The organism is Nocardioides sp. JQ2195 (assembly GCF_012272695.1).
Taxonomy (GTDB): domain Bacteria; phylum Actinomycetota; class Actinomycetes; order Propionibacteriales; family Nocardioidaceae; genus Nocardioides.
Genome location: NZ_CP050902.1, coordinates 1,261,780 through 1,283,361 on the forward strand (window position 1 = coordinate 1,261,780; position 21,582 = coordinate 1,283,361).

Annotated in this window: 25 protein-coding genes and 1 pseudogene; 23 read left to right on the plus strand and 3 right to left on the minus strand. The window is 67.6% G+C overall.

The features are described from left to right. Positions 1 to 9 precede the first annotated feature (9 nt). From ncot_RS06035 to ncot_RS06045, 3 genes are all read left to right on the plus strand, one after another. Positions 10 to 375, plus strand: a complete 366-nt coding sequence (locus ncot_RS06035; RefSeq protein WP_168616795.1) for an NYN domain-containing protein — start codon at positions 10 to 12, stop codon at positions 373 to 375. A gap of 72 nt (positions 376 to 447) precedes the next feature. Further along, a complete protein-coding gene (locus ncot_RS06040) occupies positions 448 to 1,521 on the plus strand; it encodes an amidohydrolase family protein (RefSeq protein ID WP_168616796.1) in 1,074 nt (357 codons plus the stop codon). Between the two features lie 151 nt (positions 1,522 to 1,672). Continuing rightward, on the plus strand, positions 1,673 to 2,155 hold the full coding sequence (locus tag ncot_RS06045) for a glutathione peroxidase (protein WP_168616797.1): 483 nt from the start codon (positions 1,673 to 1,675) through the stop codon (positions 2,153 to 2,155). Positions 2,156 to 2,206: 51 nt separating this feature from the next. Here the strand turns inward: ncot_RS06045 and ncot_RS06050 are convergent, their stop codons facing one another. Beyond that, positions 2,207 to 3,088, minus strand: coding sequence for a VanW family protein (locus tag ncot_RS06050; protein ID WP_240938093.1), 882 nt, complete (start codon positions 3,086 to 3,088; stop codon positions 2,207 to 2,209). Positions 3,089 to 3,350: 262 nt separating this feature from the next. On the opposite strand from ncot_RS06050, the gene rpsP reads away from it, so the two are divergent. The 15 genes and pseudogenes from rpsP (at position 3,351) to ncot_RS06120 (ending at position 14,264) form a co-directional block, all read left to right on the plus strand. Continuing rightward, positions 3,351 to 3,851: a 30S ribosomal protein S16 gene (rpsP, locus tag ncot_RS06055; RefSeq protein WP_168616798.1), complete on the plus strand. Its 501-nt coding sequence runs from the start codon at positions 3,351 to 3,353 to the stop codon at positions 3,849 to 3,851. 5 nt (positions 3,852 to 3,856) lie between these two features. After that, the gene (locus ncot_RS06060; RefSeq protein ID WP_057323464.1) at positions 3,857 to 4,099 is read left to right on the plus strand and encodes an RNA-binding protein; all 243 of its coding nucleotides are present in this window, start codon (positions 3,857 to 3,859) and stop codon (positions 4,097 to 4,099) included. A gap of 132 nt (positions 4,100 to 4,231) precedes the next feature. Next, the gene (rimM, locus tag ncot_RS06065) at positions 4,232 to 4,792 is read left to right on the plus strand and encodes a ribosome maturation factor RimM (RefSeq protein WP_206065169.1); all 561 of its coding nucleotides are present in this window, start codon (positions 4,232 to 4,234) and stop codon (positions 4,790 to 4,792) included. Positions 4,793 to 4,802: 10 nt separating this feature from the next. Further along, a pseudogene (gene trmD, locus ncot_RS19610) lies at positions 4,803 to 5,486 on the plus strand (tRNA (guanosine(37)-N1)-methyltransferase TrmD); the annotation flags it as partial. A 93-nt stretch (positions 5,487 to 5,579) separates the two neighbouring features. After that, a complete protein-coding gene (locus ncot_RS19615) occupies positions 5,580 to 5,969 on the plus strand; it encodes a GNAT family N-acetyltransferase (RefSeq protein ID WP_240938165.1) in 390 nt (129 codons plus the stop codon). A 205-nt stretch (positions 5,970 to 6,174) separates the two neighbouring features. Continuing rightward, positions 6,175 to 6,525 carry a 50S ribosomal protein L19 gene (rplS, locus tag ncot_RS06075; protein WP_168616800.1) on the plus strand — a complete coding sequence of 117 codons (351 nt, stop codon included), beginning with the start codon at positions 6,175 to 6,177 and terminating at the stop codon, positions 6,523 to 6,525. 38 nt (positions 6,526 to 6,563) lie between these two features. Then, positions 6,564 to 7,415, plus strand: a complete 852-nt coding sequence (gene lepB, locus ncot_RS06080; RefSeq protein ID WP_168616801.1) for a signal peptidase I — start codon at positions 6,564 to 6,566, stop codon at positions 7,413 to 7,415. Further along, positions 7,412 to 8,122, plus strand: coding sequence for a ribonuclease HII (locus tag ncot_RS06085; RefSeq protein WP_168616802.1), 711 nt, complete (start codon positions 7,412 to 7,414; stop codon positions 8,120 to 8,122). Before lepB ends, ncot_RS06085 begins: the two co-directional genes overlap by 4 nt. After that, positions 8,119 to 8,427, plus strand: coding sequence for a DUF2469 domain-containing protein (locus ncot_RS06090; RefSeq protein WP_056676328.1), 309 nt, complete (start codon positions 8,119 to 8,121; stop codon positions 8,425 to 8,427). Before ncot_RS06085 ends, ncot_RS06090 begins: the two co-directional genes overlap by 4 nt. Before the next feature lie 134 nt (positions 8,428 to 8,561). After that, on the plus strand, positions 8,562 to 8,930 hold the full coding sequence (locus tag ncot_RS06095; protein WP_240938094.1) for a YraN family protein: 369 nt from the start codon (positions 8,562 to 8,564) through the stop codon (positions 8,928 to 8,930). Then, positions 8,930 to 10,531 carry a YifB family Mg chelatase-like AAA ATPase gene (locus ncot_RS06100; RefSeq protein ID WP_168616803.1) on the plus strand — a complete coding sequence of 534 codons (1,602 nt, stop codon included), beginning with the start codon at positions 8,930 to 8,932 and terminating at the stop codon, positions 10,529 to 10,531. Before ncot_RS06095 ends, ncot_RS06100 begins: the two co-directional genes overlap by 1 nt. Continuing rightward, positions 10,528 to 11,664 carry a DNA-processing protein DprA gene (gene dprA, locus ncot_RS06105; protein ID WP_168616804.1) on the plus strand — a complete coding sequence of 379 codons (1,137 nt, stop codon included), beginning with the start codon at positions 10,528 to 10,530 and terminating at the stop codon, positions 11,662 to 11,664. Before ncot_RS06100 ends, dprA begins: the two co-directional genes overlap by 4 nt. 104 nt (positions 11,665 to 11,768) lie before the next feature. After that, on the plus strand, positions 11,769 to 12,371 hold the full coding sequence (locus ncot_RS06110) for a hypothetical protein (RefSeq protein ID WP_168616805.1): 603 nt from the start codon (positions 11,769 to 11,771) through the stop codon (positions 12,369 to 12,371). A 230-nt stretch (positions 12,372 to 12,601) separates the two neighbouring features. Further along, on the plus strand, positions 12,602 to 13,147 hold the full coding sequence (locus ncot_RS06115; protein WP_168616806.1) for a hypothetical protein: 546 nt from the start codon (positions 12,602 to 12,604) through the stop codon (positions 13,145 to 13,147). A 208-nt stretch (positions 13,148 to 13,355) separates the two neighbouring features. Then, entirely contained in the window at positions 13,356 to 14,264 is a 909-nt protein-coding gene (locus tag ncot_RS06120; protein WP_168616807.1) for a DMT family transporter, read from the plus strand. Positions 14,265 to 14,327: 63 nt separating this feature from the next. On the opposite strand, the gene ncot_RS06125 is transcribed toward ncot_RS06120, so the two are convergent. Next, the gene (locus ncot_RS06125) at positions 14,328 to 15,689 is read right to left on the minus strand and encodes an HNH endonuclease signature motif containing protein (RefSeq protein WP_168616808.1); all 1,362 of its coding nucleotides are present in this window, start codon (positions 15,687 to 15,689) and stop codon (positions 14,328 to 14,330) included. A 157-nt stretch (positions 15,690 to 15,846) separates the two neighbouring features. Between ncot_RS06125 and ncot_RS06130 the strand changes: the two genes are divergently transcribed. Next, positions 15,847 to 16,776, plus strand: a complete 930-nt coding sequence (locus ncot_RS06130) for a tyrosine recombinase XerC (RefSeq protein ID WP_168616809.1) — start codon at positions 15,847 to 15,849, stop codon at positions 16,774 to 16,776. 38 nt (positions 16,777 to 16,814) lie between these two features. Next, entirely contained in the window at positions 16,815 to 17,570 is a 756-nt protein-coding gene (locus ncot_RS06135) for a class I SAM-dependent methyltransferase (protein WP_168616810.1), read from the plus strand. Here ncot_RS06135 and ncot_RS06140 read toward each other — a convergent pair. Beyond that, complete coding sequence (locus ncot_RS06140) at positions 17,557 to 18,189, minus strand: peptidoglycan DD-metalloendopeptidase family protein (protein WP_168616811.1); 633 nt, start codon at positions 18,187 to 18,189, stop codon at positions 17,557 to 17,559. The genes ncot_RS06135 and ncot_RS06140 overlap by 14 nt on opposite strands. Before the next feature lie 415 nt (positions 18,190 to 18,604). Between ncot_RS06140 and rpsB the strand changes: the two genes are divergently transcribed. The 3 genes from rpsB (at position 18,605) to pyrH (ending at position 21,572) form a co-directional block, all read left to right on the plus strand. After that, positions 18,605 to 19,744: a 30S ribosomal protein S2 gene (gene rpsB / locus ncot_RS06145; RefSeq protein ID WP_168616812.1), complete on the plus strand. Its 1,140-nt coding sequence runs from the start codon at positions 18,605 to 18,607 to the stop codon at positions 19,742 to 19,744. Between the two features lie 119 nt (positions 19,745 to 19,863). Further along, positions 19,864 to 20,676, plus strand: a complete 813-nt coding sequence (tsf, locus tag ncot_RS06150) for a translation elongation factor Ts (protein WP_168616813.1) — start codon at positions 19,864 to 19,866, stop codon at positions 20,674 to 20,676. A gap of 179 nt (positions 20,677 to 20,855) precedes the next feature. After that, on the plus strand, positions 20,856 to 21,572 hold the full coding sequence (gene pyrH, locus ncot_RS06155) for a UMP kinase (protein WP_168616814.1): 717 nt from the start codon (positions 20,856 to 20,858) through the stop codon (positions 21,570 to 21,572). Positions 21,573 to 21,582 lie beyond the last annotated feature (10 nt).

The following is a 21,582-nucleotide window of genomic DNA, read 5'->3' on the forward strand; positions in this document are numbered from 1 at the left end:
GACCGCTCCGTGAACGTGCTGGTGGTCGACGCCGCCAATGTCGTCGGCACCCGTCCCGACGGGTGGTGGAACGACAGGGCGGGTGCTGCACGTCGGCTGCACGACCAGCTGATGGTCGCCGACACGGCGTACGACGAGATCGTGCTGGTGCTCGAGGGCAAGGCCAAGGGCGGCGTCCGAGCGGGACGCGACGCCCACGTGCGCACCGTGCACGCCAAGGGCGCCGGCGACGACCGCATCGTCAGTGAGACCCGTGATGCGGTCGCGGCCGGTCACCGGGTCACCGTGATCACCGCCGACCGGATGCTGCAGGCACTCGTGCAGGGTGCCGGCGCGATGGCGATGTCTCCGTCGTGGTTGCTCGACCAGCTCTGAGCCTGGCCTGACGTCATACGCGGGGGTCGCTGGGGCAACCGGTTCGTATGACGTTCCGCTACGGTCGGATCCATGACCGCCCTGAAGTTCTCCGGCCCCGTGCTGCCCGCCGGCGAGACACGTGAGCTGTACGTCGTCGACGGTGTCGTCACCCACGAGAAGCAGGCCGGCGCCGACACGGTCGCCCACGGGTGGATCGTGCCGGGCCTGGTCGACGCGCACTGCCACCTCGGCCTCGACGACGCCGGCGGGGTGAGCGACGAGGAGACCGAGCAACAGGCCATCGACGACCGTGACACGGGGGCGCTGCTGATCCGTGACTGCGGCTCACCGGTCGACACGGCGTGGATCCACGACCGCGACGACCTCCCGCGCCTGATCCGCGCCGGCCGCCACGTGGCCCGCACCCGGCGCTACATCCGCAACTACGCCGAGGAGGTCGAGCCTGAGGGGCTGGCCGCGGAGGTGGCCACCCAGGCTCGGCGCGGGGACGGCTGGGTGAAGCTGGTCGGTGACTGGATCTCACGCGACGACGGAGACCTGATGCCGAGCTTCTCGCCCGAGGAGTTCGCCGAGGCCATCCGGGTCGCCCACGAGAACGGCGCCAAGGTGACCGCGCACTGCTTCGGCCACGACGTCCTGCCCGGCCTGATCGAAGCCGGCATCGACTGCATCGAGCACGGCACCGGCCTCACCGTCGACCTGGTCGAGAAGATGGTGTCGCGCGGCACCGCGCTCGTGCCGACGGTCATGCAGCTGGACAAGTTCCCGGAGCACGCCGAGGCGGGCCGGGCCAAGTTCCCGCGGTACGCCGCCACGATGGACGACCTGCATGCGAGGCGCCGCGAGACGCTGATGACCGCCCACGAGGCCGGGGTGGCGATGTATGCGGGCACCGACGGTGGGGGAGTCAGCCGGCACGGCAACCTGCCCGGCGAGATCGTGGCGATGCATGAGCTCGGCTTCAGCAAGGAGGCGGCCCTGGGTGCGGCGTCGTGGCGGGCCCGGGAGTGGCTCGGATGGAACAGCGGACTCGACGAGGGCGCTCCCGCCGACTTCGTGGTCTACCCGAGCAACCCGCTCGACGACCTCTCGGTGCTGCGCACCCCGAGCGCCGTCGTGCTGCGTGGCAAGATCGTTGCCTGAGTTGGCCACCGGTTGCCCAGGCTGACCACCGGTTGGTCCGGCCGGCGAGTGGGTGCTCCGGCCGGCGAGTGGACCTCGCCGACACTCGGCTCGACCCAGCGAGAGGTCCGGTCCTCCGTGAACGCCTTCCGGCACTGCGTAAACTCGCACCGTGCCCACACTCCACGACTTCACCGCCACCAAGCTCACCGGCGACGCGCAACCGCTCGACGCCTACCGGGGCCAGGTGGTGCTGGTGGTCAACACCGCCTCCAAGTGTGGTCTCACCCCGCAGTTCGAGGGGCTCGAGAAGCTGCACGAGCAGTACGCCGCCTACGGGCTCGCCGTGCTCGGCTTCCCCTGCAACCAGTTCGCCAGCCAGGACCCGGGCACCTCGGAGGAGATCGGGGAGTTCTGCCAGCGCAACTACGGCGTCTCGTTCCCGATGTTCGAGAAGGTCGACGTCAACGGCTCCGACGCGCACCCGCTCTACAAGTGGCTGCGCGAGGAGAAGGGCGGGCTGCTCGGCAGCCGGATCAAGTGGAACTTCACGAAGTTCCTGGTCGGTCGCGACGGCCGGGTGATCGAGCGCTATGCCCCCGCCACCAAGCCGGAGAAGATCGCCGGTGACATCGAGAAGGCGCTCGCCGGCTGAGCGGTGGTTTCGAGACGGCTCCTTCGTCGCCTCCTCAACCTCCGAGTGCGCTCACACGATGTTGATCACGTTGCCGTCGGCTGGTTCGTACTTCACCAGCGCACAGTTCTTCTTGACCAGTTCCTCGCCGAGGACGTTGCCCGTGCGCCGGGAGACAACGGTCCGCCAGATCTCGTTCTTGCGGAAGACCTTGCCGTCGTGGCGCAGGAACATCTCGTCGCGCGCCTCCACCTTGTAGGTCGTCTCCGGCAGCTCGTCGGCCAGGAGCTCGCCGCGCAGGTGGCGCTCATCGACATGTGCCCGCAGCTGGAAGGTGTGCTCGGTGTCGTTGCGCACCACCAGGTCGACGTAGTTGTAGACGATCGAGCAACCCACGCCCCACGGCAGCACCCGACCCTTGTCCGGGAAGGGGTCGAAGCTGTGCTCGGAGCGCTCCACGATGGTGAGCGGGGAGTGCAGGCACATCCAGTGCAGGAGGTTGGCGAGCTGACAGATGCCGCCGCCGACACCGGGTCGGGCTGCACCGTTGGACAGGCGCATGCCCTCGACGTACCCCTTGCGGCGGGTGCAGTTGCCGACTGCCTTGTTGAACGAGAACGACTCACCGGGTCGGAGCACGATGCCGTCGACGCGGGCGGAGGCGAGTCGCAGGTTCACCACCTTGTTGCGCTGGAGCACCATCTCGTCCTCGGCCAGCTCGCGCATCAGCAGTGAGGCGTGCTTCTTCACGCGCACCGGCAGCGACGTCGGACGACGCTGGGTCGCCCACGCGGTGCCGGATCGCCACCACCGGACCCGCCTGCGTGCCCGGTGGACCCGGACGGCCAGGGGATGGAGCGCCGGAACCCGCTGGGTGAGCCGGGGAGGTGCGACCACCTGGGCGGGGATCTCGAAACCGCGTTCGGCCGCCTCGGCCAGGGTCATCTTCGTCATGGTGTTCACGTCTGGTGTGACGTCGGGCTCGACGATTTGGTTGCCGCCACTTCTCTGGGATCCTGTTCCTGCGGTGCGTTGCCCGGATGGGGTGACCAGATTTCGCCCCCACGGGTGGTGTCTGGCAGAATCTACCGCTGAGTCCTGCACTGATGGCCCCTCTCATCCGGAGGCGCAGGATCCGCCGAATTCGTCCGACCTGGTCCCCACCCGGTTGAGGGCGATTCACCCACACCACAATTTCCGAGGAGACACCCACAACGTGTCCGTCAAGATTCGTCTGAAGCGCATGGGCAAGATCCGTGTGCCGCAATACCGCATCGTCGTCGTCGACTCGCGCAAGAAGCGCGACGGCAAGGTCATCGAAGAGATCGGTCTCTACCGTCCCAAGGAGGAGCCGTCGTTCATCGAGGTGACCTCCGACCGGGCGCAGTACTGGCTCGGCGTCGGCGCGCAGCCGTCCGAGGCTGTCGCCGCGATCCTCAAGATCACCGGTGACTGGCAGACCTTCAAGGGCCTCCCCGGCACCGAGGGCACCCTCAAGGTCGCCGAGCCCAAGCGCGACAAGCTCGAGATCTTCAACGAGGCGCTCAAGGAGGCCGGCAGCGACGCCAAGGGCGACGCAGTGACCAAGAAGGCCGACAAGAAGGCCGAGAAGGTCGAGGAGCCCAAGGCTGAGGAAGCTCCCGCCGAGGTCCCCGCGTCGGAGACCCCTGAGGTTGCTGCCGACGAGGCCGAGTCGGCCGAGACCACCGAGGCCTGAGCCCGATGCTGGCCGACGCGCTCGAGCACCTGGTCCGCGGTGTCGTCGACAACCCCGACGACGTCACGGTCCGCGACAAGCAGCTGCGCCACGGCTCGGTCCTCGAGGTGCGCGTGCACCCCGATGACCTGGGCAAGGTGATCGGCCGCGGCGGTCGCACGGCGTCCGCGTTCCGCACCGTCGTCTCGGCCCTCGCCGGCCGTGGCGGTGCCCGCGTGGACTTCGTCGACGTCGACCGTCGCCGCTGAGCGACACGCCACACCAGCGCGCGATCCACTGTCACCCGGTGACAGCGGATCGCGCGCTTGTCGTTTCCTGACCCCGTGCGCACACCAGGTGCGCCCCCGTCGCGCCACCAGCCACACCACTAGGATTCCTCCGTGGAACAGATCGAACTTGTCGTCGGCCGCATCGGCAAGCCCCATGGCATCCGCGGCGAGGTGACCGTCGACGTCCGCACCGACGAGCCCGAGCGCCGCTTCGCCGTCGGTACGACGTTGCGCGCGGAGCGGCCCGGGGGAAGCGCCGGCAAGGCGGCGCAGAGCACGCTGCGCTCGGTCACGGTGAAGTCGAGCCGGTGGCACCAAGGGGTGCTGCTGCTCGGCCTCGAGGAGGTCGGCTCCCGCAACGACGCCGAGACCGTGCGCGGTCTCGTGCTGCACGCGTCGATCGACGCCTCGGCCACCCCCGAGGACCCCGACGAGTACTACGACCACCAGCTGATCGGGCTCGCTGCCCACGACGTCGACGGCACGCACCTCGGTGAGGTGACGCGTGTCGTGCACGGTGGCGCCCAGGACCTGCTCCAGATCCGCACCCCGGATCGCCGGGACACCCTGGTGCCGTTCGTGAAGGCACTGGTGCCCGAGGTCGACCTGCCCGGCAACCGGGTCGTGGTCGCGGACCGTCCGGGCCTGGTCACTCCTCTCGAGGACGACTGAGCGGCCACCGATGCGCATCGACCTGGTCTCGATCTTCCCCGACTACTTCGCGCCCCTGGAGCTCTCGCTGCCGGGGAAGGCGCGGGCCAAAGGCCTGCTCGACCTGCACGTCCACGACCTGCGGCAGTGGACCACCGACAAGCACCACACGACCGACGACACCCCCTACGGCGGTGGAGCCGGCATGGTGATGAAGCCGGAGCCGTGGGGCGCCGCGTTCGACGACCTCGACGTCGAGGGCGCGACGATCATCTTCACCACGCCGAGCGGTGCGCCGTTCAGCCAACAGATGGCCCGTGAGCTGGCCACCCACGAGCGACTCGTCTTCGCGTGCGGCCGCTATGAAGGCATCGACCAGCGGGTCATCGACCACGCACGCACGCGCGCTGACGTCCGCGAGGTGTCGATCGGCGACTACGTGCTCAACGGGGGAGAGGTGGCCGCCCTGGCGATCACCGAGGCGGTCGTTCGCCTCGTTCCGGGCTTCATGGGCAACCCGGAGTCGCTGGCCGAGGAGTCGCACGAGGACGGTCTGCTGGAGTACCCGGTGTTCACGAAGCCGGCTTCCTGGCGCGAGCTCGACGTCCCGCCGGTGCTGTTGTCGGGCAACCACGCGGCGATCGCGACGTGGCGCCACGAGCAGGCGAAGCACCGCACGGCCGAGCGCCGCCCCGACCTGCTGCACGCCTCGCAGGCGCTCACCGTCGGTGACCTGCGCGACCTGGAGGTGCGCCCCGCGAGCCGGGCTGACGCCGGCGAGATCCTGACGTTGCAACGCGCCTGCTGGATGCAGGAGGCGCAGGCCAACCCGGGCATCGAGATCCCTCCGTTGCACGAGTCGCTGGCCGACGTGGTCGCGTCGCTCGAGACCTGGACGACCCACGTCGTACGCCATCACGGGCGGCTGCTCGCGTCGTGCCGGGGACGCCTCGATGGCACCACCTGGGACATCGGCCGGTTGATGGTGGCTCCCGACCTGCAGGGGCGCGGCTTGGGCCGATGGATCCTCCAGCACGCCGAGTCGCTGGCACCCGGGCAGGCCACGTCGTACTCGCTCTTCACCGGCGCCAGGAGCACCGAGAACCTGCGGATGTACAAGAAGGCCGGCTACCGCAACACGGGCGCCGTCGACGGAGTCCCGGGTGCGGTGCTGCTGACCAAGCGCAGGATTTTCTGACTCGCTGCCCGATGTGGCAAACTTCGTCCTTGGTCCACTCGGCCGAAGGATCGCTCCACGTCCCTTGATGTGGAGGATCTGTGTCTCGCCTCCTGCCACAGGGGGAGCGGGCGCCGCCGGCCAGCACCATTGGACCACCGCCGATCGACACCCGATCACACAACACTGTCCGCGGCTGACCTGTGGCACTCGCGAGGAGATTGACATGGCAAACCTCATCGACCAGCTGGCCAGCGAGAAGCTTCGCAGCGACCTGCCCGAGTTCCGCGCCGGCGACACCGTCAAGGTCGACGTGAAGGTCATCGAAGGCTCGCGCTCGCGTGTCCAGGTGTTCCAGGGCGTCGTCATCCGCGTGCAGGGCTCCGGCGTCGGCCGCACCTTCACGGTTCGCAAGGTCTCCTTCGGCGTCGGTGTCGAGCGGACCTTCCCGCTGCACTCCCCGATCTTCGAGTCGATCGAGGTCGTCACCCGCGGTGACGTCCGCCGCTCGAAGCTCTACTACCTGCGCAACCTGCGCGGCAAGGCTGCCAAGATCAAGGAGCGCCGCGAGGCCTGAGCGCGAGACTCGACCCCACAAGGTCTAGGCTCTGCCGCGTGACTTCAGAAGACCGCGACGACCTCCACGACGAGGCCGGCACCACAGGTTCCGGGAACGACGAGGAGGCGTCGCGGTCTTCGCGTTCCCGGAGCACCGGTGACGACGCCGACGCGGGCACGACGGGCGGCGGCAAGGTGAAGCGCAAGCGCAAGCAGCTGCCGATCTGGCAGGAGACGATCCTGCTGATCGGCATCGCGCTGGTCCTCGCGATCGTGATCAAGGCCTTCTTCGTCCAGGCGTTCTACATCCCGTCGGAGTCGATGGAGCCGGGCCTGATCAAGAACGACCGGATCCTGGTGCAGAAGGTGTCCTACTGGGGTTCCGGTGAGCCCGAGCGTGGCGACGTGGTGGTGTTCAAGGACCCGGGCGGCTGGCTCGGGCCCGGTGAGGACGAGGGCCCGTCCAACCTGCTCGCCGAGGGCATGGCCAGGATCGGCCTCTACCCGACCGGTGGTCACCTGGTGAAACGGGTGATCGGCGTCTCCGGCGACCACGTCACCTGTTGTGACGAGCAGGGCCGCCTCTCGATCAACGGCCACGTGATGGACGAGGGCGACTACATCAAGGGCGACGCCGAGTGTGCAGCGCCGCAGAGCCCGATCAACTGCAACCTCGACGTCACGATTCCTTCCGGCTACCTCTTGGTGATGGGGGACAACCGGGGCAACTCGCGAGACTCGACCGCCCACATGTGCGCCAACCCGAAGCGTGAGCAGTGCCCGCCCAGTCGTGGCCTGGTGCCGGTCGAGGACGTGGTGGGCAAGGTGTTCGCCCTGGTCTGGCCCAAGGACCGCTTCCATCGGATCAAGCGTCCTGCTGTCTTCGAGGACGTCCCGGACTCCGAGTGAACGCGCCGACCCTGCGCTTCGAACGCAGCCTCCTGCGCGACGGTCACACCTACCTGGCCGCCGCGGACGAGGTGGGCCGCGGTGCGCTCTGCGGGCCCGTCACCATCGGCATGGTGGTGATCGCCGAGACCACGCGTACGGCGCCCCAAGGGGTCCGCGACAGCAAGCTGCTGACACCGGCTGCACGTGAGCGCCTTGCGCCACGGATCCGACGCTGGGCGCTCTCGCACTCCGTCGGTCATGCCACCCCGGCCGAGATCGACGAGTTCGGCATCATGGCGGCGTTGCGGATGGCCGGCCACCGTGCACTCGCCGGGTTGTCGGTGACTCCCGACCTGGTCCTGCTGGACGGCAACCACGACTACCTCACCCCGCGGGAGCAGCCGGGGCTGTTCGGTGACGAGCCCGCGGCGCCCGTCGTCGTACCCCCGGTGGTGACCGCGATCAAGGCGGACATGCGGTGCTCCGCGGTCGCTGCTGCGAGCGTCCTGGCCAAGACCACGCGTGACGCGATGATGGTCGAGCTGGCGGGCGCCCACCCGGCGTACGGCTGGCTGGAGAACAAGGGCTACTCGGCGCCGGAGCACCTCGCCGCGCTCGCAGAGCTGGGCCCGACCGTGCACCACCGGCGTTCGTGGAACCTGCCCGGTGTGGTCCGCGCCGACCCCATAGACTCGCCCCACCCGCGACAGGAGGAGTGCTCATGAGTGCCGAGGATCTCGAGAAGTACGAGACCGAGATGGAGCTCAACCTCTATCGCGAGTACCGCGACGTGGTGTCGATCTTCAAGTACGTCGTCGAGACGGACCGCCGCTTCTACCTGTGCAACGCGGTCGACGTGAAGGCACGCACCGAGTCCGGCGACGTCTTCTTCGAGGTGTCGATGAGTGACGCATGGGTCTGGGACATGTACCGCCCCGCGCGGTTCGCGAAGAACGTCAAGGTGCTCACCTTCAAGGACGTCAACGTCGAGGAGCTCGCGGCCTCCGACTTCGAGCCGCCCAAGCCCTGATCGACCCCGCCGTGACGCGTTCGAGCCGCCAACTCTCCACAGCAGCCCACTCACCCCGACTTCTCCACCGCCTGCCCATTTCCTGATCTCGCCCGTCCCCGTGCCCGACCACTCTTGGCCCAGGAGGTCAGGACATGGGTTCGATGGCACAGCAGAGACAGGCACTCGGTGCCTACGGCGAGGCGATCGCGGCTCGCCACCTGATCGAGCGGGGCATGGTCCTGCTCGACCACAACTGGCGATGTGATGACGGCGAGATCGACCTGGTCCTGCGCGACGGCAGGACACTGGTCTTCTGCGAGGTCAAGACCCGCAGGTCGTCGTCGTACGGCACGCCCCACGAGGCCGTGACCGTGACCAAGTTCGCCCGGATGCGCCGGTTGGCGAGCCAGTGGATGGCGGCCAGTGGTGCCCGCGAAGCCGACGTACGCCTCGATGTCGTGGCGATCGTCTGCCCGAAGGGCGGCACACCGACCATCGAGCACCTCCGGGGGATCGGCTGATGGCGGTCGCAACGGCCCACTGCGTCGCTCTCGAGGGTGCGGTCGGCCACCTCATCGACGTGCAGGTCGACGTCTCCCAGGGGATGGTGGCCACCAGTCTGGTCGGCCGCCCCGATGCATCGATCAACGAGGCCAAGGACCGCTGTCGCACGGCGATCACGAACAGCCGGTTCACGTGGCCGGCAACCAGACGAGTGACGATCCTGCTCTCGCCTGCTGACCTGCCCAAGCGGGGAACCCACTTCGACCTCGCGATCGCGGTCGGCGTCCTGGCTGCGGCCGATGACAAGAACACGTTGCGCGAGGCGCTCGAGGGCACCGTGATGCTGGGCGAGCTGACGCTCGACGGCCGGTTGCGCACCGTTCCCGGAGTGCTCGCGATGACCATGGCTGCCTCGGCGCGAGGATTCCGACGGGTCTTCGTGCCGGAGCCACAGGCGGCAGAGGCCGCACTGGTCCCCGGGATGTCGGTCTTCGGCTTCCGCTCGTTGGCCCAGGTGATCGCCGAGCTGCAGGGGATCGAGGTGCCGGAAGCCCCGCCTGTCGACTCGAACACGTCCGGTGCGCTGCTCAGGTGGCAGGGGGACAACCGGCTCGACGAGGTCGACATGGCGGACCTGCTCGGGATGGGGGACGCGCGCTACGGGATGGAGGTCGCCGCCGCCGGAGGGCACCACATCCTGCTCACCGGGCCCAAGGGCGCCGGCAAGACGTCCCTCGCCGAGCGGATTCCCGGGATCCTCCCGGATCTCTCCGTCGACGAGGCACTGGAGCTGACCGCGATCCTGTCGCTCTCCGGGGCGCTCGATCCCGACCAAGGGTTGATCAGGCGACGCCCGTTCTTCGCTCCCCACCACTCGGCGTCGCGGGCCAGCCTGCTCGGCGGAGGCACCGGACGGGTCAGGCCGGGGGAGCTCAGCCGCGCCCACAACGGGGTCCTGTTCCTGGACGAGTTCCCGCTCATCAACAGCGACATCATCGAGGCGCTGCGTCAACCACTCGAGTCCGGCGAGGTCACCATCGCGCGTGGAGAGGAGACCGCGACCTACCCGGCGAGGGGCATGTTCGTGCTGGCCTGCAACCCGTGCCGATGCGGTGACTACGCGCCCAACCCGGCCGATGACAGGTGCACCTGCGGTGAGCTGAAGCGTCGCGAATATCGGCGCAAGCTCGAAGGACCAGTGATCGACCGCATCGACATCACTCGCCACGTGATGCCCGTCCGTGCGCACGAGGCCGGTGATCCACTCAGCCGCCCCGAGAGCTCGGCCAGCGTCCGGGAGAGGGTGGTTGAAGCGCGCAGGATCCAGTCCCACCGATACGACGGACTGTCGTGGAGGGTGAACGGACAGGCCCCCGGCCCGATGCTGCGAGACCTCTGGCCGCTGACGGACGAGGCCGCCGCCGAGCTGGACACCACGATCTATGACGGACGGCTCACCCGACGCGGTGCGACCAGGGTGCACCGCCTCGCCTGGACGGTGGCCGACCTGGCCGGAGTCGAGCAGCCTGGGGCGGCGGAGCTCGACGTCGCGCTCCGGTTGCGGACGGGGGAGGCCTTGCCGGCTCGAGTCCTGTCGACGATGAGTGCCGTCGGATGAGTGCCACTCATGAGGAACGCCTGGCACGCACAGCGCTCTGCCAGCTCGCGGAGCCCGGCGAGGCTCGGATCCGCGACCTGGTCGCCGATCTGGGAGCGGTGACGCTGCACGAGCTCCTCCTCCAGGACCGCGATCCGCACGGAGTGCTCACGGACGTGGCCCTCCGCCTGGCCGACAACGACCCGGAGCGTGAGCTCGATCGAGCCGCTCGGCTGGGGATCCGATTCATCATTCCCGGTGATGACGAGTGGCCGAGCCAGATCGATGGTCTCGAGCCCGTCCGTGGGGTCAGGGACCGGGGTGGGCTTCCCCTGGGCTTGTGGGTCAAGGGTCCGCTGCGGCTCAACGAGCTGCAGGACTCGCTGGCCGTGGTCGGCTCGCGCTCGTGCACGACGTACGGCATCGACGTTGCGGGCCAGATCTCGGCCGAAGTCGCCAAGACCGGCACCTGCGTCATCTCCGGTGCCGCCTTCGGCATCGACCAGGCGGCACACCGGGGCGCGTTGTCGGCATCGGGGAAGACTGTCGCGGTGCTCGCCTGTGGGGTGGACCGGTGCTATCCCGAGGCCCACGCCAACCTGCTCAACTACCTCGCCGAGCACGGCGCCGTGGTGTCGGAGGTGCCCATGGGTTGGTCGCCGATGCGCTCTCGCTTCCTTGCCCGCAACCGGCTCATCGCGGGTCTGGCTCGCGGGACCGTGGTGGTGGAGGCGGCCGCGAGGTCGGGTGCGCTGAGCACTGCCAATTGGACGACCCAGCTCAACCGGCCGTTGATGGCAGTCCCCGGGCCGGTGACCAGTGAACCGTCTGAGGGTGCACACCAACTCATCCGCAACGGCGAGGCGACTCTGGTCACCCGGAGTGCTGAGGTGCTCGAGCTCATCAAGCCCTCGGGGGAGTACCTCTTCGAGATGCCGCGTGGTCGTGAGCGACGACGCGACAGGCTCTCCTCCCGCGACGCCCAGGTCCTCGAGGCGGTGCCGGTGGCCAACCCGGTCGCCGTCGACTCCATCTCGCGCACGGCCGGAGTCGGGTTGGTCGAGGCGGGCCGAGCGCTGCAGAAGCTTTCCGCCGAAGGGTTGGTCGAGCAGAGCAAGCACGGCTGGAGATTGACGCGCGAGGCACGAACGTGAGTTCTCCACAGTCATGCCACTGGACCTTCCGCGACATGTCCGATTCGTCATACGGTGGGGACCGGCGCCACCGTTCCGGCGCCCTCGGGAACAGGACGGAACACATGCAACCATCTCGTCGGGCACTCGTCGCTCTTGGTCTGTCCACCCTCCTGGTGCTCGGTGGTTGCAACGGTGACTCCGACGCCAGCGATGAGCCGATGGAGACGTTCACCCCGTCGGAGTCCTCGAGTCCCTCGGAGCCGACATCGACCTACACGCCTCCGGAGCCCGCGAAGCCACCCAAGGGTGGCTGGCCCGAGGACAAGCCCGCGACCGAGATCAGCGCCGAGCAGGTCGCCCGGATCTGGGTGGAGACCTATGCACGAGCGCTACGGACGGGCGATGCGAGCCGGCTTCGGCACATCTCCACAGGAGCGTGTGATCTCTGTCAGCAGTTCATCGACGACCTTGTGTCCCTTCACCAAGCGGGTGGAAGGGTTCGCTTCAAGCATTCATCATTCGTCGCGGGCGAGTTGACCGACGTTGACACGACTTCGGCACCGCTCGTCAGCCTCCAGCTGTTCGTGTCTGCCTCGGAAGGCACTCGAATCCCGGAAGCAGGAGGCCGGCCCGCACCGTTCAAGGCGGAGAACTTTGAATGGTTCTTCGAGTTGAAGCCAGTGCACGGCCGATGGAAGGTCAAGAACGTGGGCTTCGTGCAATGAAGAGCTTTCTGACTTTCGTGACGCTTGTGCTGTGCGTCTGTGTGAGTGCTCCTGTGATGGCCAGTGCGACGCAGATCAATGGATGCAAGATGACCTCCACTTCCGGAAACGTAGCTGGGAAGGCGTTTGTCGGTTCGAGACTGGTTTGTCGTGAGTCCTCGGATGACGACCGGGACACGTACTTGCCCACCTCAGCGTCCAATCCTATCGACACGTGCGATGAACTCACGATGTCCATTCGGAAGGGATTGAACGGGCGCCGAATTGAGCTGAAGGTGTGCGGCGGGCCCGGCTCCATAGCCAAGCCCGCCAAGGTGAATTGGGGCGTGGTTGTCTTGCGCGCCTTTCGTGCCACCGTGATTCCGCCGGGTGACATCGTGATCCAGCCACCGGGCGGCAAGACATTGATCAACTTCGAAACGCTGTATCGCACCGAGGTGGACGCCTTCACGAGGTCGTTCCGGTTGCTCGGGCAGCGGGTGCAGCTGCGGATCCGACCCACGTCCTACACATGGGTCTCCGGCGATGGTGAACAGTTCACCACCAGCAGTCCCGGGGTCGCCTACGACTCGGCCCTGCCGATGACCGCCTATGTCTCCCACAGCTATGAACACCCGTCCGAGGCTCTTCATCCGCGGGTGGACGTGACCTGGTCTGCGACCTATCGGGTGGGTGATGGTCGGTGGCTGCCGGTGCCGGGAACCGTCACCACAAGTGGGACCGCGGCCAACCTCGAGGTCGTCGAGGCGCGGTCTGTTCTGCTCGGCGGCTACTGAACAAAGTCTTGGCGCGACAGCGACGCAATGGCGGCGGACGCGTTACCGTGGTGAGGTGGGTAGGAACCGCATGTCCGTGGGCACGATGCGGCTCCCTGCCTATGACCGCTGTGATGACGAGGAGCACATCGGCTGACTCCTGGCGGCATCTCTGCGCCGCCAGCATCAGCCGTTCTGTCCGTCCTGCCGCGCGACCGGAGTCGCAGTCATGTCTGCACCCAGCTCATGTCGTCATTTCTTCTTCTTGGTGGCTGCCACCGCCTGCTGGGGCGGGGGCACAGTCTTGAGCAAGCAAGTCCTTGATCGTGGCGTTGCGCCGTTGACGCTGCTGGTCATCGAGCTCGCCGCAAGTTGCCTGCTCCTGGTGGGCCTGATGTTCCTCCTGCGTGTGGCGTGGGTCGGAAGTCGTGCCTTGGGCAAGCTGGCCCTGCTTGGGGTGCTCAATCCCGGCGCGGCCTACGCCTTGGGGCTGCTCGGGCTGACCACGATCAGCGCCAGCATGTCGGTGTTGCTCTGGGGCAGTGAACCGGTGTTGATCTTGTTGATTGCGATTCTCGTGCTTCGAGAGCGGGTCGCGGCAGCGACACTTGTGGCAGTCATCGTGGCGCTGGTCGGAGTGCTCCTGGTGGTCCATCGACCAGGAGCAGCCGGCGATCTGGCTGGCATTGCTCTGACCGTGTCTGCTGTCACCGCCTGCGCCTGCTACACAGTGCTCACCCGTAGGTTGTTGCTCGACGATGGGTCTCTGCTCGTGGCACTCGTCCAACAGGGAGCCGCGCTCACGTGCGCGGTGGTCGTTGCTGGGTTGTCTGCATTGACTGGCGTCGCTGACCTGCGACCACCCGCCGATGCCAGCTCGTGGGCGTTGGCCGTTCTGTCGGGTTCGATCTACTACGGATTCGCGTTCTGGTTCTTCGTGGCTGGTCTGAGCGGGGTTCCTGCATCGACGGCGGGGGCGTTCTTGCCGTTGACTCCGGTGTTCGGTCTCGCCGCTGCCTCCTTCGTGGGAGAACGACTGCTGGAGCGGCAATGGCTCGGCGCCGCGCTCGTCATCCTGGCCACCGTCTCGCTGACCGGTCGTCACTTCACCACCCGGGGTGACGAAGCGCAGGTCTGACGACAGTTCGAGAAGGCGTCGTGGAGTCGTGGCTCGTGACGATTGCCCGGGGGCAGGAGCTGATCAGGAATCCGGGTTCTTTCGATGCTTGACGGATCCGTCGCTTGGTGGTGAACCAGACGATGGCCGCCGGAAACATCCGTCGCCGGGGTCTGGCGGATGATCGCCAGTGACGTCCGTGCTGCCGGTGTTGTCGCGGAAGTAGCTGCGGCCAGCCGGGGACAACCACAGGTAGGTGCCCAGTTCGAGAACCGAGTAGCTCCAACCACGGTGGGTCTTCATGCGGTGGTGGCGACGACACAGGGCAGCGACGTTGCATTCGCACGAAGCGCCTCCCTCGTGGAACGGGATGGTGTGGTCGTGATCGCAACGCGTGGCGACGCGGTTGCAGAAGGGAAAGACGCAGACGTGGTCGCGGGCGTCGATGCGGAGCTTGAGCCGGTCGGGAAGCTCGTACTGCTCGACGTTCTCGTGCTCGGAGAGGTCGATCACCGGCGTGACGGTCAGGTGCGTGTCACCACGGCCCGCCCACTCACGGATCTGCGGGACCAGCAGGGGAACGCGGCCCTTCTCCAACCGTCCGACGATGTAGGTTCCTTCGATGGCGTCACGGGAGAGGTGGACCACGAGGGTCATCTTCTTGCTCGGCTTGCGCGAGATCGTGGTGCCGTTGATCAGGTCGAGGGCGGCTGCCGGGTCCGCGAGGATGCCGATGGCCATTGCACGACGCACCTCATGGCTCTCGGGGACACCGAGGCTGTGCAGGATCTGGGAGATCTGGTTGATCTTGTCGTTGAAGTCGAGGACGTCCTTCATCTCACCGCTGATCTGCATCCGGGCGAGGCCCGTGTGGGAGAAGTTGGAATCGAGGGTGACGTGTCGCTTGTCGAGCTCTTCGAGCTGCTGCTGCTCGCGCTGCTCGGGGTAGAGGACCAGCATCGCCTCGTCGATGAGGCGTTCGAGGGTGATCAACCCGACCTTGTGGGCGACCTGCACCACGGCCGCATCGACGTGTGCGGCGACGTCGTCGGGGTGACCGATGGTCATCTGCGCGATGCGGCGAGCACGCCAGGCGGTGAGCTCGCCCCGGGCGAGGCGCTCCCACACGAGGGGAAGCCGGTGACGCAGCTCCATGGACTCGTGGATCAGCCGGTCGCCGGCCTCGTGGGACATCCCGATCGCCAGCGCGAACTCGGCGCCGGCGTCGTAGGCCATCTGAGGCAGGGTCTGCACCCGGAACTCATCGGCCTCGACGATCTCGAAGGCGCCGGTGTCGTGGGGACCGTCGACGGGGTGCGCGGCCGCCCATTCGGTGGCCCGCAGCAGGATGAGGCGCTCTGCATCGTCGGAGGCGAGTCGCATCGCCCGGGCATCTTCGAGCACCTCGGCGACGGTCGAGGAGGTGGGCGCGAAGGTGCTGGACATGGTCCATATTTTGCTTCGAATGGATGTTCGATGACAAGAGGTTTCGGCGATCTGTGGAGAAGTATTTCCGCAGGTCAGAGGCCCTTTTGGCCCGGTTTTCATGCACAGGCAGTGTCGTTGCGGTCGAGCGGTCCGAGGCGGGCCTAGACTCGCCGCAATGGACGAGGAAGAGCTGCTCCCCGAAGCGATGGCCGCGGTCCTCGCCGACTATGAGCGCCACCTCGTCAGCGAGCGCGACCTCACCCCGCACACGGTGCGCGCCTATCTCGGCGACGTCTCGTCCATGCTCGACCACGCTCATCGGCTGGGAATCGACGAGCTGAAGGACCTCGACCTGCGCACCCTCCGGAGCTGGTTGGCCCGGCTGCAGACCCAGGGCAGGTCGCGGACGACGATCGCACGTCGTGCGACCGCAGCGCGTGTCTTCACCGGATGGTTGGTCAGGACGGGGCGATCCGAGACCGATGCCGGAATCCTGCTGGCGTCGCCGAAGGCGCACCGGCCGCTGCCCGACGTGCTCCGGGCGGACGAGGCCCGAGAGCTCGTCGAGCAGGCTGCTGAGCTCGCGGACGACGGCAGCCCGGTGGGAATCCGCGACGTGGCGATGCTCGAGCTGCTCTATGCCACGGGCATGCGTGTGGGGGAGCTGTGTGGCCTCGACGTCGACGACCTCGACTTCGACCGTCAGGTGGCGCGTGTGTTGGGCAAGGGGCGCAAGGAGCGCACCGTCCCGTTCGGCCAGCCTGCAGCCCTGGCGCTGAAGCGGTGGCTCGACCATGCCCGCCCCAAGCTGCGGGGCGAAGGTGCGGGCCCGGCACTGTTCCTGGGTGCGCGCGGCAAGCGGATCGACCAGCGCGCGGTGCGCACCTTGGTCCACAAGCGCATCCGTGACGTCCCCGGCGCCCCCGACATCGGTCCCCACGGCCTGCGGCACACCGCGGCCACCCACCTGCTCGAGGGTGGTGCAGACCTGCGTACCGTGCAGGAGTTGCTCGGCCACTCGTCGATGTCGACCACACAGGTCTACACGCACGTCAGCAGCGAACGGCTCCGGGCGGCCTATCAGCAGGCGCACCCACGCGCGTGACCCTTGGGAGGTTCGGAAGCCTCCACTAGGTTGACTCGGTGTCCTCACTCGAGAATCCGTTGGAAGCCTATTTCCGCAACAACGACGACCGCCTCATCCACAAGTGGATCCACTACTTCGATATCTATCACCGCCACTTCGAGCGCTTCCGCGGCAAGAAGCCCGTGGTGCTGGAGTTCGGTGTCTCCCAAGGCGGCTCGCTCCAGATGTGGCGCGACTACTTCGGGCGGGGTGCCAAGATCCACGGCGTCGACATCAACCCCAAGTGCAAGGAGCTGGAGCAGCGCAACACGAAGATCTTCATCGGGGACCAGGAGGACCGCGAGTTCCTGAGGTCCATCGTCGAGGAGATCGGGCCGGTCGACGTGCTGATCGAGGACGGTGGCCATCTGGGTCCCCAGCAGATCGCCACCTACGAGGAGATCTATCCGACCATGAGTGAGGACGGTGTGTTCCTGATCGAGGACCTGCACACCAGCTACTGGCCGAAGTGGGGCGGCGGCTACCGGAAGCCGGGCACGTTCATGCAGTACGCCAAGGGCTTGACCGACAAGTTGAACGCCTGGCACTCCAAGCAGCCACGCAGGCTCCAGGTGGACGACTTCACCCGCACCACCAAGTCGATGCACTTCTACGACAGCATCGTCGTGTTCGAGCGGGGCAGCGTGGTCAAGCCGCACGCTGAGAAAACCGGCAAGGCGACGGTCAACGACCCGCAGTGGAAGCGACCCGGCCGCCTGGCCGGACTGCGCGGGCGCCTGGCCGGACTGCGCGGGCGCCTCAGTCGCGGTTGAGGCCACTCTCGATCAACGCTCGCCACGCGCGCCCGTCGGACTGGTGCGGTGTGGTGGCGTTGCTCGGTGGCATGGACGGCAGGGCCATGGACATGGAGAGGCCCGCGAAGGGGAGCAACCTCACGGGTTGGGCTCCGACGAGGGTCAGGGGATCGAGATAGACGTCGTCCGCGTTGCGGATCAACCCCCAGTGCAGACAGGCTGCCGGGAGGCAGTGCGACTGGCGCAGCTCGAGTCGGCCGATCGGCTGCCCCTCGCCGACGACGTCACCGACCGCGACCGAGGCGATCACCGGTTCGTACGTCGTACGCGTGGCGCCGTGGTCGACCACCACGACCGAACGGCCCGCCAGCGCCGAGGCGAACGTGACCGTGCCCGGGAGGGCGGAGCGCACCACCTGGCCCGGGGATCCGACGAGATCGACCCCGCGATGCCCGGAACCCCACCGCGTGGCCGGGGGGTCGAATCCGGTCACGACGGTGGGGGTCGGGACGAGTGGCCAGGCACCCTCGGGGGCGGGTCGGTCACTCGCGGCTGCGGACCCGGCGCAACTCCCGCTGACCAGGAGCCACAGGCCCAGGACCAGCAGGATCGAGAGGGAGTCGCGTCGGTTCCACATGGAGTGATCGTGTCCCGGATGGCGGGGGCGTGGGAGGCGCGCGCGGCAGGCTGTGGAGAGGGGGCGGCCGGCCGTCGCCTGTGCGCGCAAAACGGCCTCGGTCCCGATTGGTCGCACACGCCCGGATCAACTAGGCTGGACTCCGCAATCCGTCCGCGGATTGACTTCGCACGCTCGCAGACCACGACGTACTCCTCGCGGAGTGCGACCACCCGTGGGTGACGATCCTCAGTTCCGGCCCCGCTCCAGCGGGCCGGATCGGATGGCCACGCGGCGTCAGGGCACCCGACACCCGTCGGGAGCAACGAACTGAAAACAATGCTGGTCGATCCACCGGCTTGCCTCTCCGATGCGGATCGGAGCACAAGGCGAGCACGCAGCGGTGCCTCGGCCACACCAACAGGAAAGAAGAAACATGGCAGTCGTGACCATGCGCCAGCTCCTCGAGAGCGGCGTCCACTTCGGACACCAGACCCGTCGCTGGAACCCGAAGATGAAGCGCTTCATCATGACCGAGCGCAACGGCATCTACATCATCGACCTGCAGCAGTCGCTGGCCTACATCGACCGCAGCTACGCCTTCGTCAAGGAGACCGTGGCCAAGGGCGGCGTCATCATGTTCGTCGGCACCAAGAAGCAGGCCCAGGAAGCGATCGCCGAGCAGGCGACCCGCGTCGGCATGCCCTACGTCAACCAGCGTTGGCTCGGCGGCATGCTCACCAACTTCCAGACCGTGCACCAGCGCATCAACCGCCTCAAGGAGCTCGACGAGGTCGACTTCGACAACGTCGCCGGCTCGGGTCGCACCAAGAAGGAACTGCTTCACATGAAGCGGGAGCGCGACAAGCTCGACAAGACCCTCGGCGGCATCCGCGAGATGACGCGTACGCCGTCCGCCGTGTGGATCGTCGACACCAACAAGGAGCACCTCGCCGTCGAAGAGGCGCGCAAGCTCCGGATCCCGATCATCGGCATCCTCGACTCCAACTGCGACCCCGACCTGGTCGACTTCCCGATCCCGGGCAACGATGACGCGATCCGCGCGGTCGGCCTGCTGACCCGGGTCGTCGCCGACGCCGTCGCCGAGGGCCTCATCGCCCGCTCCGGTGGCAAGTCCGAGGGCGCGACCGCCGAGGAGCCCCTGGCCGAGTGGGAGCGCGAGCTCCTGGCCGGTGACGCCGACAAGGCTGCCGTCGAGGCGACCGGTGGCGACGCCGCCAAGACCGAGACCCCGGCCTCCGAGGGCACCGGTGCCGCTGTCGAGGCGCCCGAGGCTGCTGCTGCCGCCGAGGCCGTCACCGAGGCGCCAGCCGAGGTCAAGCCGCTCGCCGACGTTCCCGCCGGTGAGTTCGGTGCCGACTCCGCTCCCGCCAACGAGGACGGTTCGGGCCCCGAGGGCTTCGAGATCAAGGGCAACAAGGACTCGAAGAAGTTCCACGCTCCGAGCAGCCCCTGGTACGGCCGCACCAAGGCCGAGGTCTGGTTCAAGTCGGCCGAGGCCGCCGAGGCCGCCGGTTTCGTGAACGCCGAGACCAAGGCCGACGACAAGGCCTGACCCACGACCCGGGCCATCCGGCCCGAGCCGTAGGCACGACGCTTCACCGGCGGCCGCGTCCCGAGCGGGCGCGGCCGCCGTTCACATTCCACACATCTGAACTTCGAGGAAGAAGGATCATGGCTAACTTCTCCGCAGCCGACGTCAAGAAGCTCCGTGAGCTCACCAGTGCCGGCATGATGGACTGCAAGAAGGCGCTCGACGAGGCCGACGGCGACTTCGACAAGGCCGTCGAGCTGCTCCGCGTCAAGGGCGCGGCCAAGGCCGCCGCCCGCGGCGCCGAGCGTGAGACCTCGGCCGGCCTGGTCGTCAACTCCGGTGGCGCCCTGGTCGAGATCAAGAGCGAGACCGACTTCGTCGCCAAGAACGACGACTTCGTCGCGACCGCGCAGCGCATCGCCGAGGCAGCCGAGGGTGCCAAGGCCGCCGACACCGAGGCACTGAAGGCCGTCGAGCTCGACGGCAAGACCGTCGGTGCCGTCGTCGAGGACCTCGCCATCACCATCGGCGAGAAGATCGAGCTGGGCGAGGTCGCCTACTTCGACGGTCCCGTCGCGGTCTACCTCCACAAGCGTGCCGCTGACCTGCCGCCCGCCGTCGGTGTCATGGTCGAGTACGACGGCGACGAGACCGCTGCCCGCGCCGCCGCGATGCAGGTCGCTGCCCTCAAGGCGCAGTACCTCACCCGCGACGACGTCCCGGCCGACGTCGTCGCCGCCGAGCGCGACGTGCTCGAGAAGAAGACGCTCGAGGAGGGCAAGCCCGAGGCTGCCGTCGCCAAGATCGTCGAAGGCCGCCTCGGTGGCTTCTTCAAGGAGATCGTCCTGCTCGAGCAGGAGTCGGTCACCGAGAGCAAGAAGACGGTGAAGGCCGTCCTCGACGCCTCGAACACCTCCATCAAGCGCTTCGCCCGCTTCGAGGTCGGCGCCTGACCCAACCGGGCACGCACGCACCCCGGCAGGCCAGGAGACCTGGAGCAGGCTCCACACAGGGGCGGTACGACGAACACGTCGTGCCGCCCCTGTGTCTGTGCGGGCGTCAAGTTCGACCGGGGGCGGAACCCTCCAGTAGGTTTGCCACGACGAACGACCTCCACGAAGGGAATTGGCCCGTGCCTTACAAGCGTGTCCTGCTCAAGCTCTCAGGTGAGGTCTTCGGTGGAGGCCAGGTCGGTCTCGACCTCGACGTGATCGGTGGCATCGCCAAGGAGATCGCCGACGTGGCGCGTGACGGCACGCAGGTGGCAATCGTGGTCGGTGGCGGCAACTTCTTCCGTGGTGCCGAGCTGCAGCAGCGCGGCATGGAGCGCGCCCGTGCCGACTACATGGGCATGCTCGGCACCGTGATGAACTGCCTCGCGCTGCAGGACATGGTCGAGCAGCAGGGCGTCGAGACCCGGGTGCAGACCGCCATCACGATGGGACAGGTCGCGGAGCCCTACATCCCACGCAAGGCGATCCGCCACATGGAGAAGGGGCGCGTCGTGATCTTCGGTGCCGGCGCCGGCATGCCGTTCTTCTCGACCGACACCGTGGCTGCGCAGCGAGCCCTCGAGGTGCGGTGCGAGATGATCCTGATGGGCAAGCAGGGCGTTGACGGCGTCTTCGACTCGGACCCCAAGACCAACCCCGACGCCGTCCAGTTCGACGAGCTGACCTACGACGAATTCCTCTCTCGCGACCTGAAGGTCGCCGACGCCACCGCGATCAGCCTCGCCCGCGACAACAACATGGGCATGGTCTTCTTCAACCTCTCCACCCCGGGCAACATCGCCCGCGCGGTGCAGGGTGAGAAGATTGGCACGCTCGTGAGCGCGTCGACCGCCTGACCCTGCAGCG

Bases quoted from the DNA above. Each gene is read 5' to 3' on its own strand.
- ncot_RS06040 (WP_168616796.1), top strand. From the start codon at position 448: ATGACCGCCCTGAAGTTCTCCGGCCCCGTGCTGCCCGCCGGCGAGACA.
- ncot_RS06050 (WP_240938093.1), bottom strand. From the start codon at position 3,088: ATGACGAAGATGACCCTGGCCGAGGCGGCCGAACGCGGTTTCGAGATC.
- ncot_RS06060 (WP_057323464.1), top strand. From the start codon at position 3,857: ATGCTGGCCGACGCGCTCGAGCACCTGGTCCGCGGTGTCGTCGACAAC.
- ncot_RS19615 (WP_240938165.1), top strand. From the start codon at position 5,580: ATGCAGGAGGCGCAGGCCAACCCGGGCATCGAGATCCCTCCGTTGCAC.
- rplS (WP_168616800.1), top strand. From the start codon at position 6,175: ATGGCAAACCTCATCGACCAGCTGGCCAGCGAGAAGCTTCGCAGCGAC.
- ncot_RS06090 (WP_056676328.1), top strand. From the start codon at position 8,119: ATGAGTGCCGAGGATCTCGAGAAGTACGAGACCGAGATGGAGCTCAAC.
- ncot_RS06095 (WP_240938094.1), top strand. From the start codon at position 8,562: ATGGGTTCGATGGCACAGCAGAGACAGGCACTCGGTGCCTACGGCGAG.
- ncot_RS06100 (WP_168616803.1), top strand. From the start codon at position 8,930: ATGGCGGTCGCAACGGCCCACTGCGTCGCTCTCGAGGGTGCGGTCGGC.
- dprA (WP_168616804.1), top strand. From the start codon at position 10,528: ATGAGTGCCACTCATGAGGAACGCCTGGCACGCACAGCGCTCTGCCAG.
- ncot_RS06110 (WP_168616805.1), top strand. From the start codon at position 11,769: ATGCAACCATCTCGTCGGGCACTCGTCGCTCTTGGTCTGTCCACCCTC.
- ncot_RS06115 (WP_168616806.1), top strand. From the start codon at position 12,602: ATGTCCATTCGGAAGGGATTGAACGGGCGCCGAATTGAGCTGAAGGTG.
- ncot_RS06120 (WP_168616807.1), top strand. From the start codon at position 13,356: ATGTCTGCACCCAGCTCATGTCGTCATTTCTTCTTCTTGGTGGCTGCC.
- ncot_RS06125 (WP_168616808.1), bottom strand. From the start codon at position 15,689: ATGTCCAGCACCTTCGCGCCCACCTCCTCGACCGTCGCCGAGGTGCTC.
- ncot_RS06130 (WP_168616809.1), top strand. From the start codon at position 15,847: ATGGACGAGGAAGAGCTGCTCCCCGAAGCGATGGCCGCGGTCCTCGCC.
- ncot_RS06140 (WP_168616811.1), bottom strand. From the start codon at position 18,189: ATGTGGAACCGACGCGACTCCCTCTCGATCCTGCTGGTCCTGGGCCTG.
- rpsB (WP_168616812.1), top strand. From the start codon at position 18,605: ATGGCAGTCGTGACCATGCGCCAGCTCCTCGAGAGCGGCGTCCACTTC.
- tsf (WP_168616813.1), top strand. From the start codon at position 19,864: ATGGCTAACTTCTCCGCAGCCGACGTCAAGAAGCTCCGTGAGCTCACC.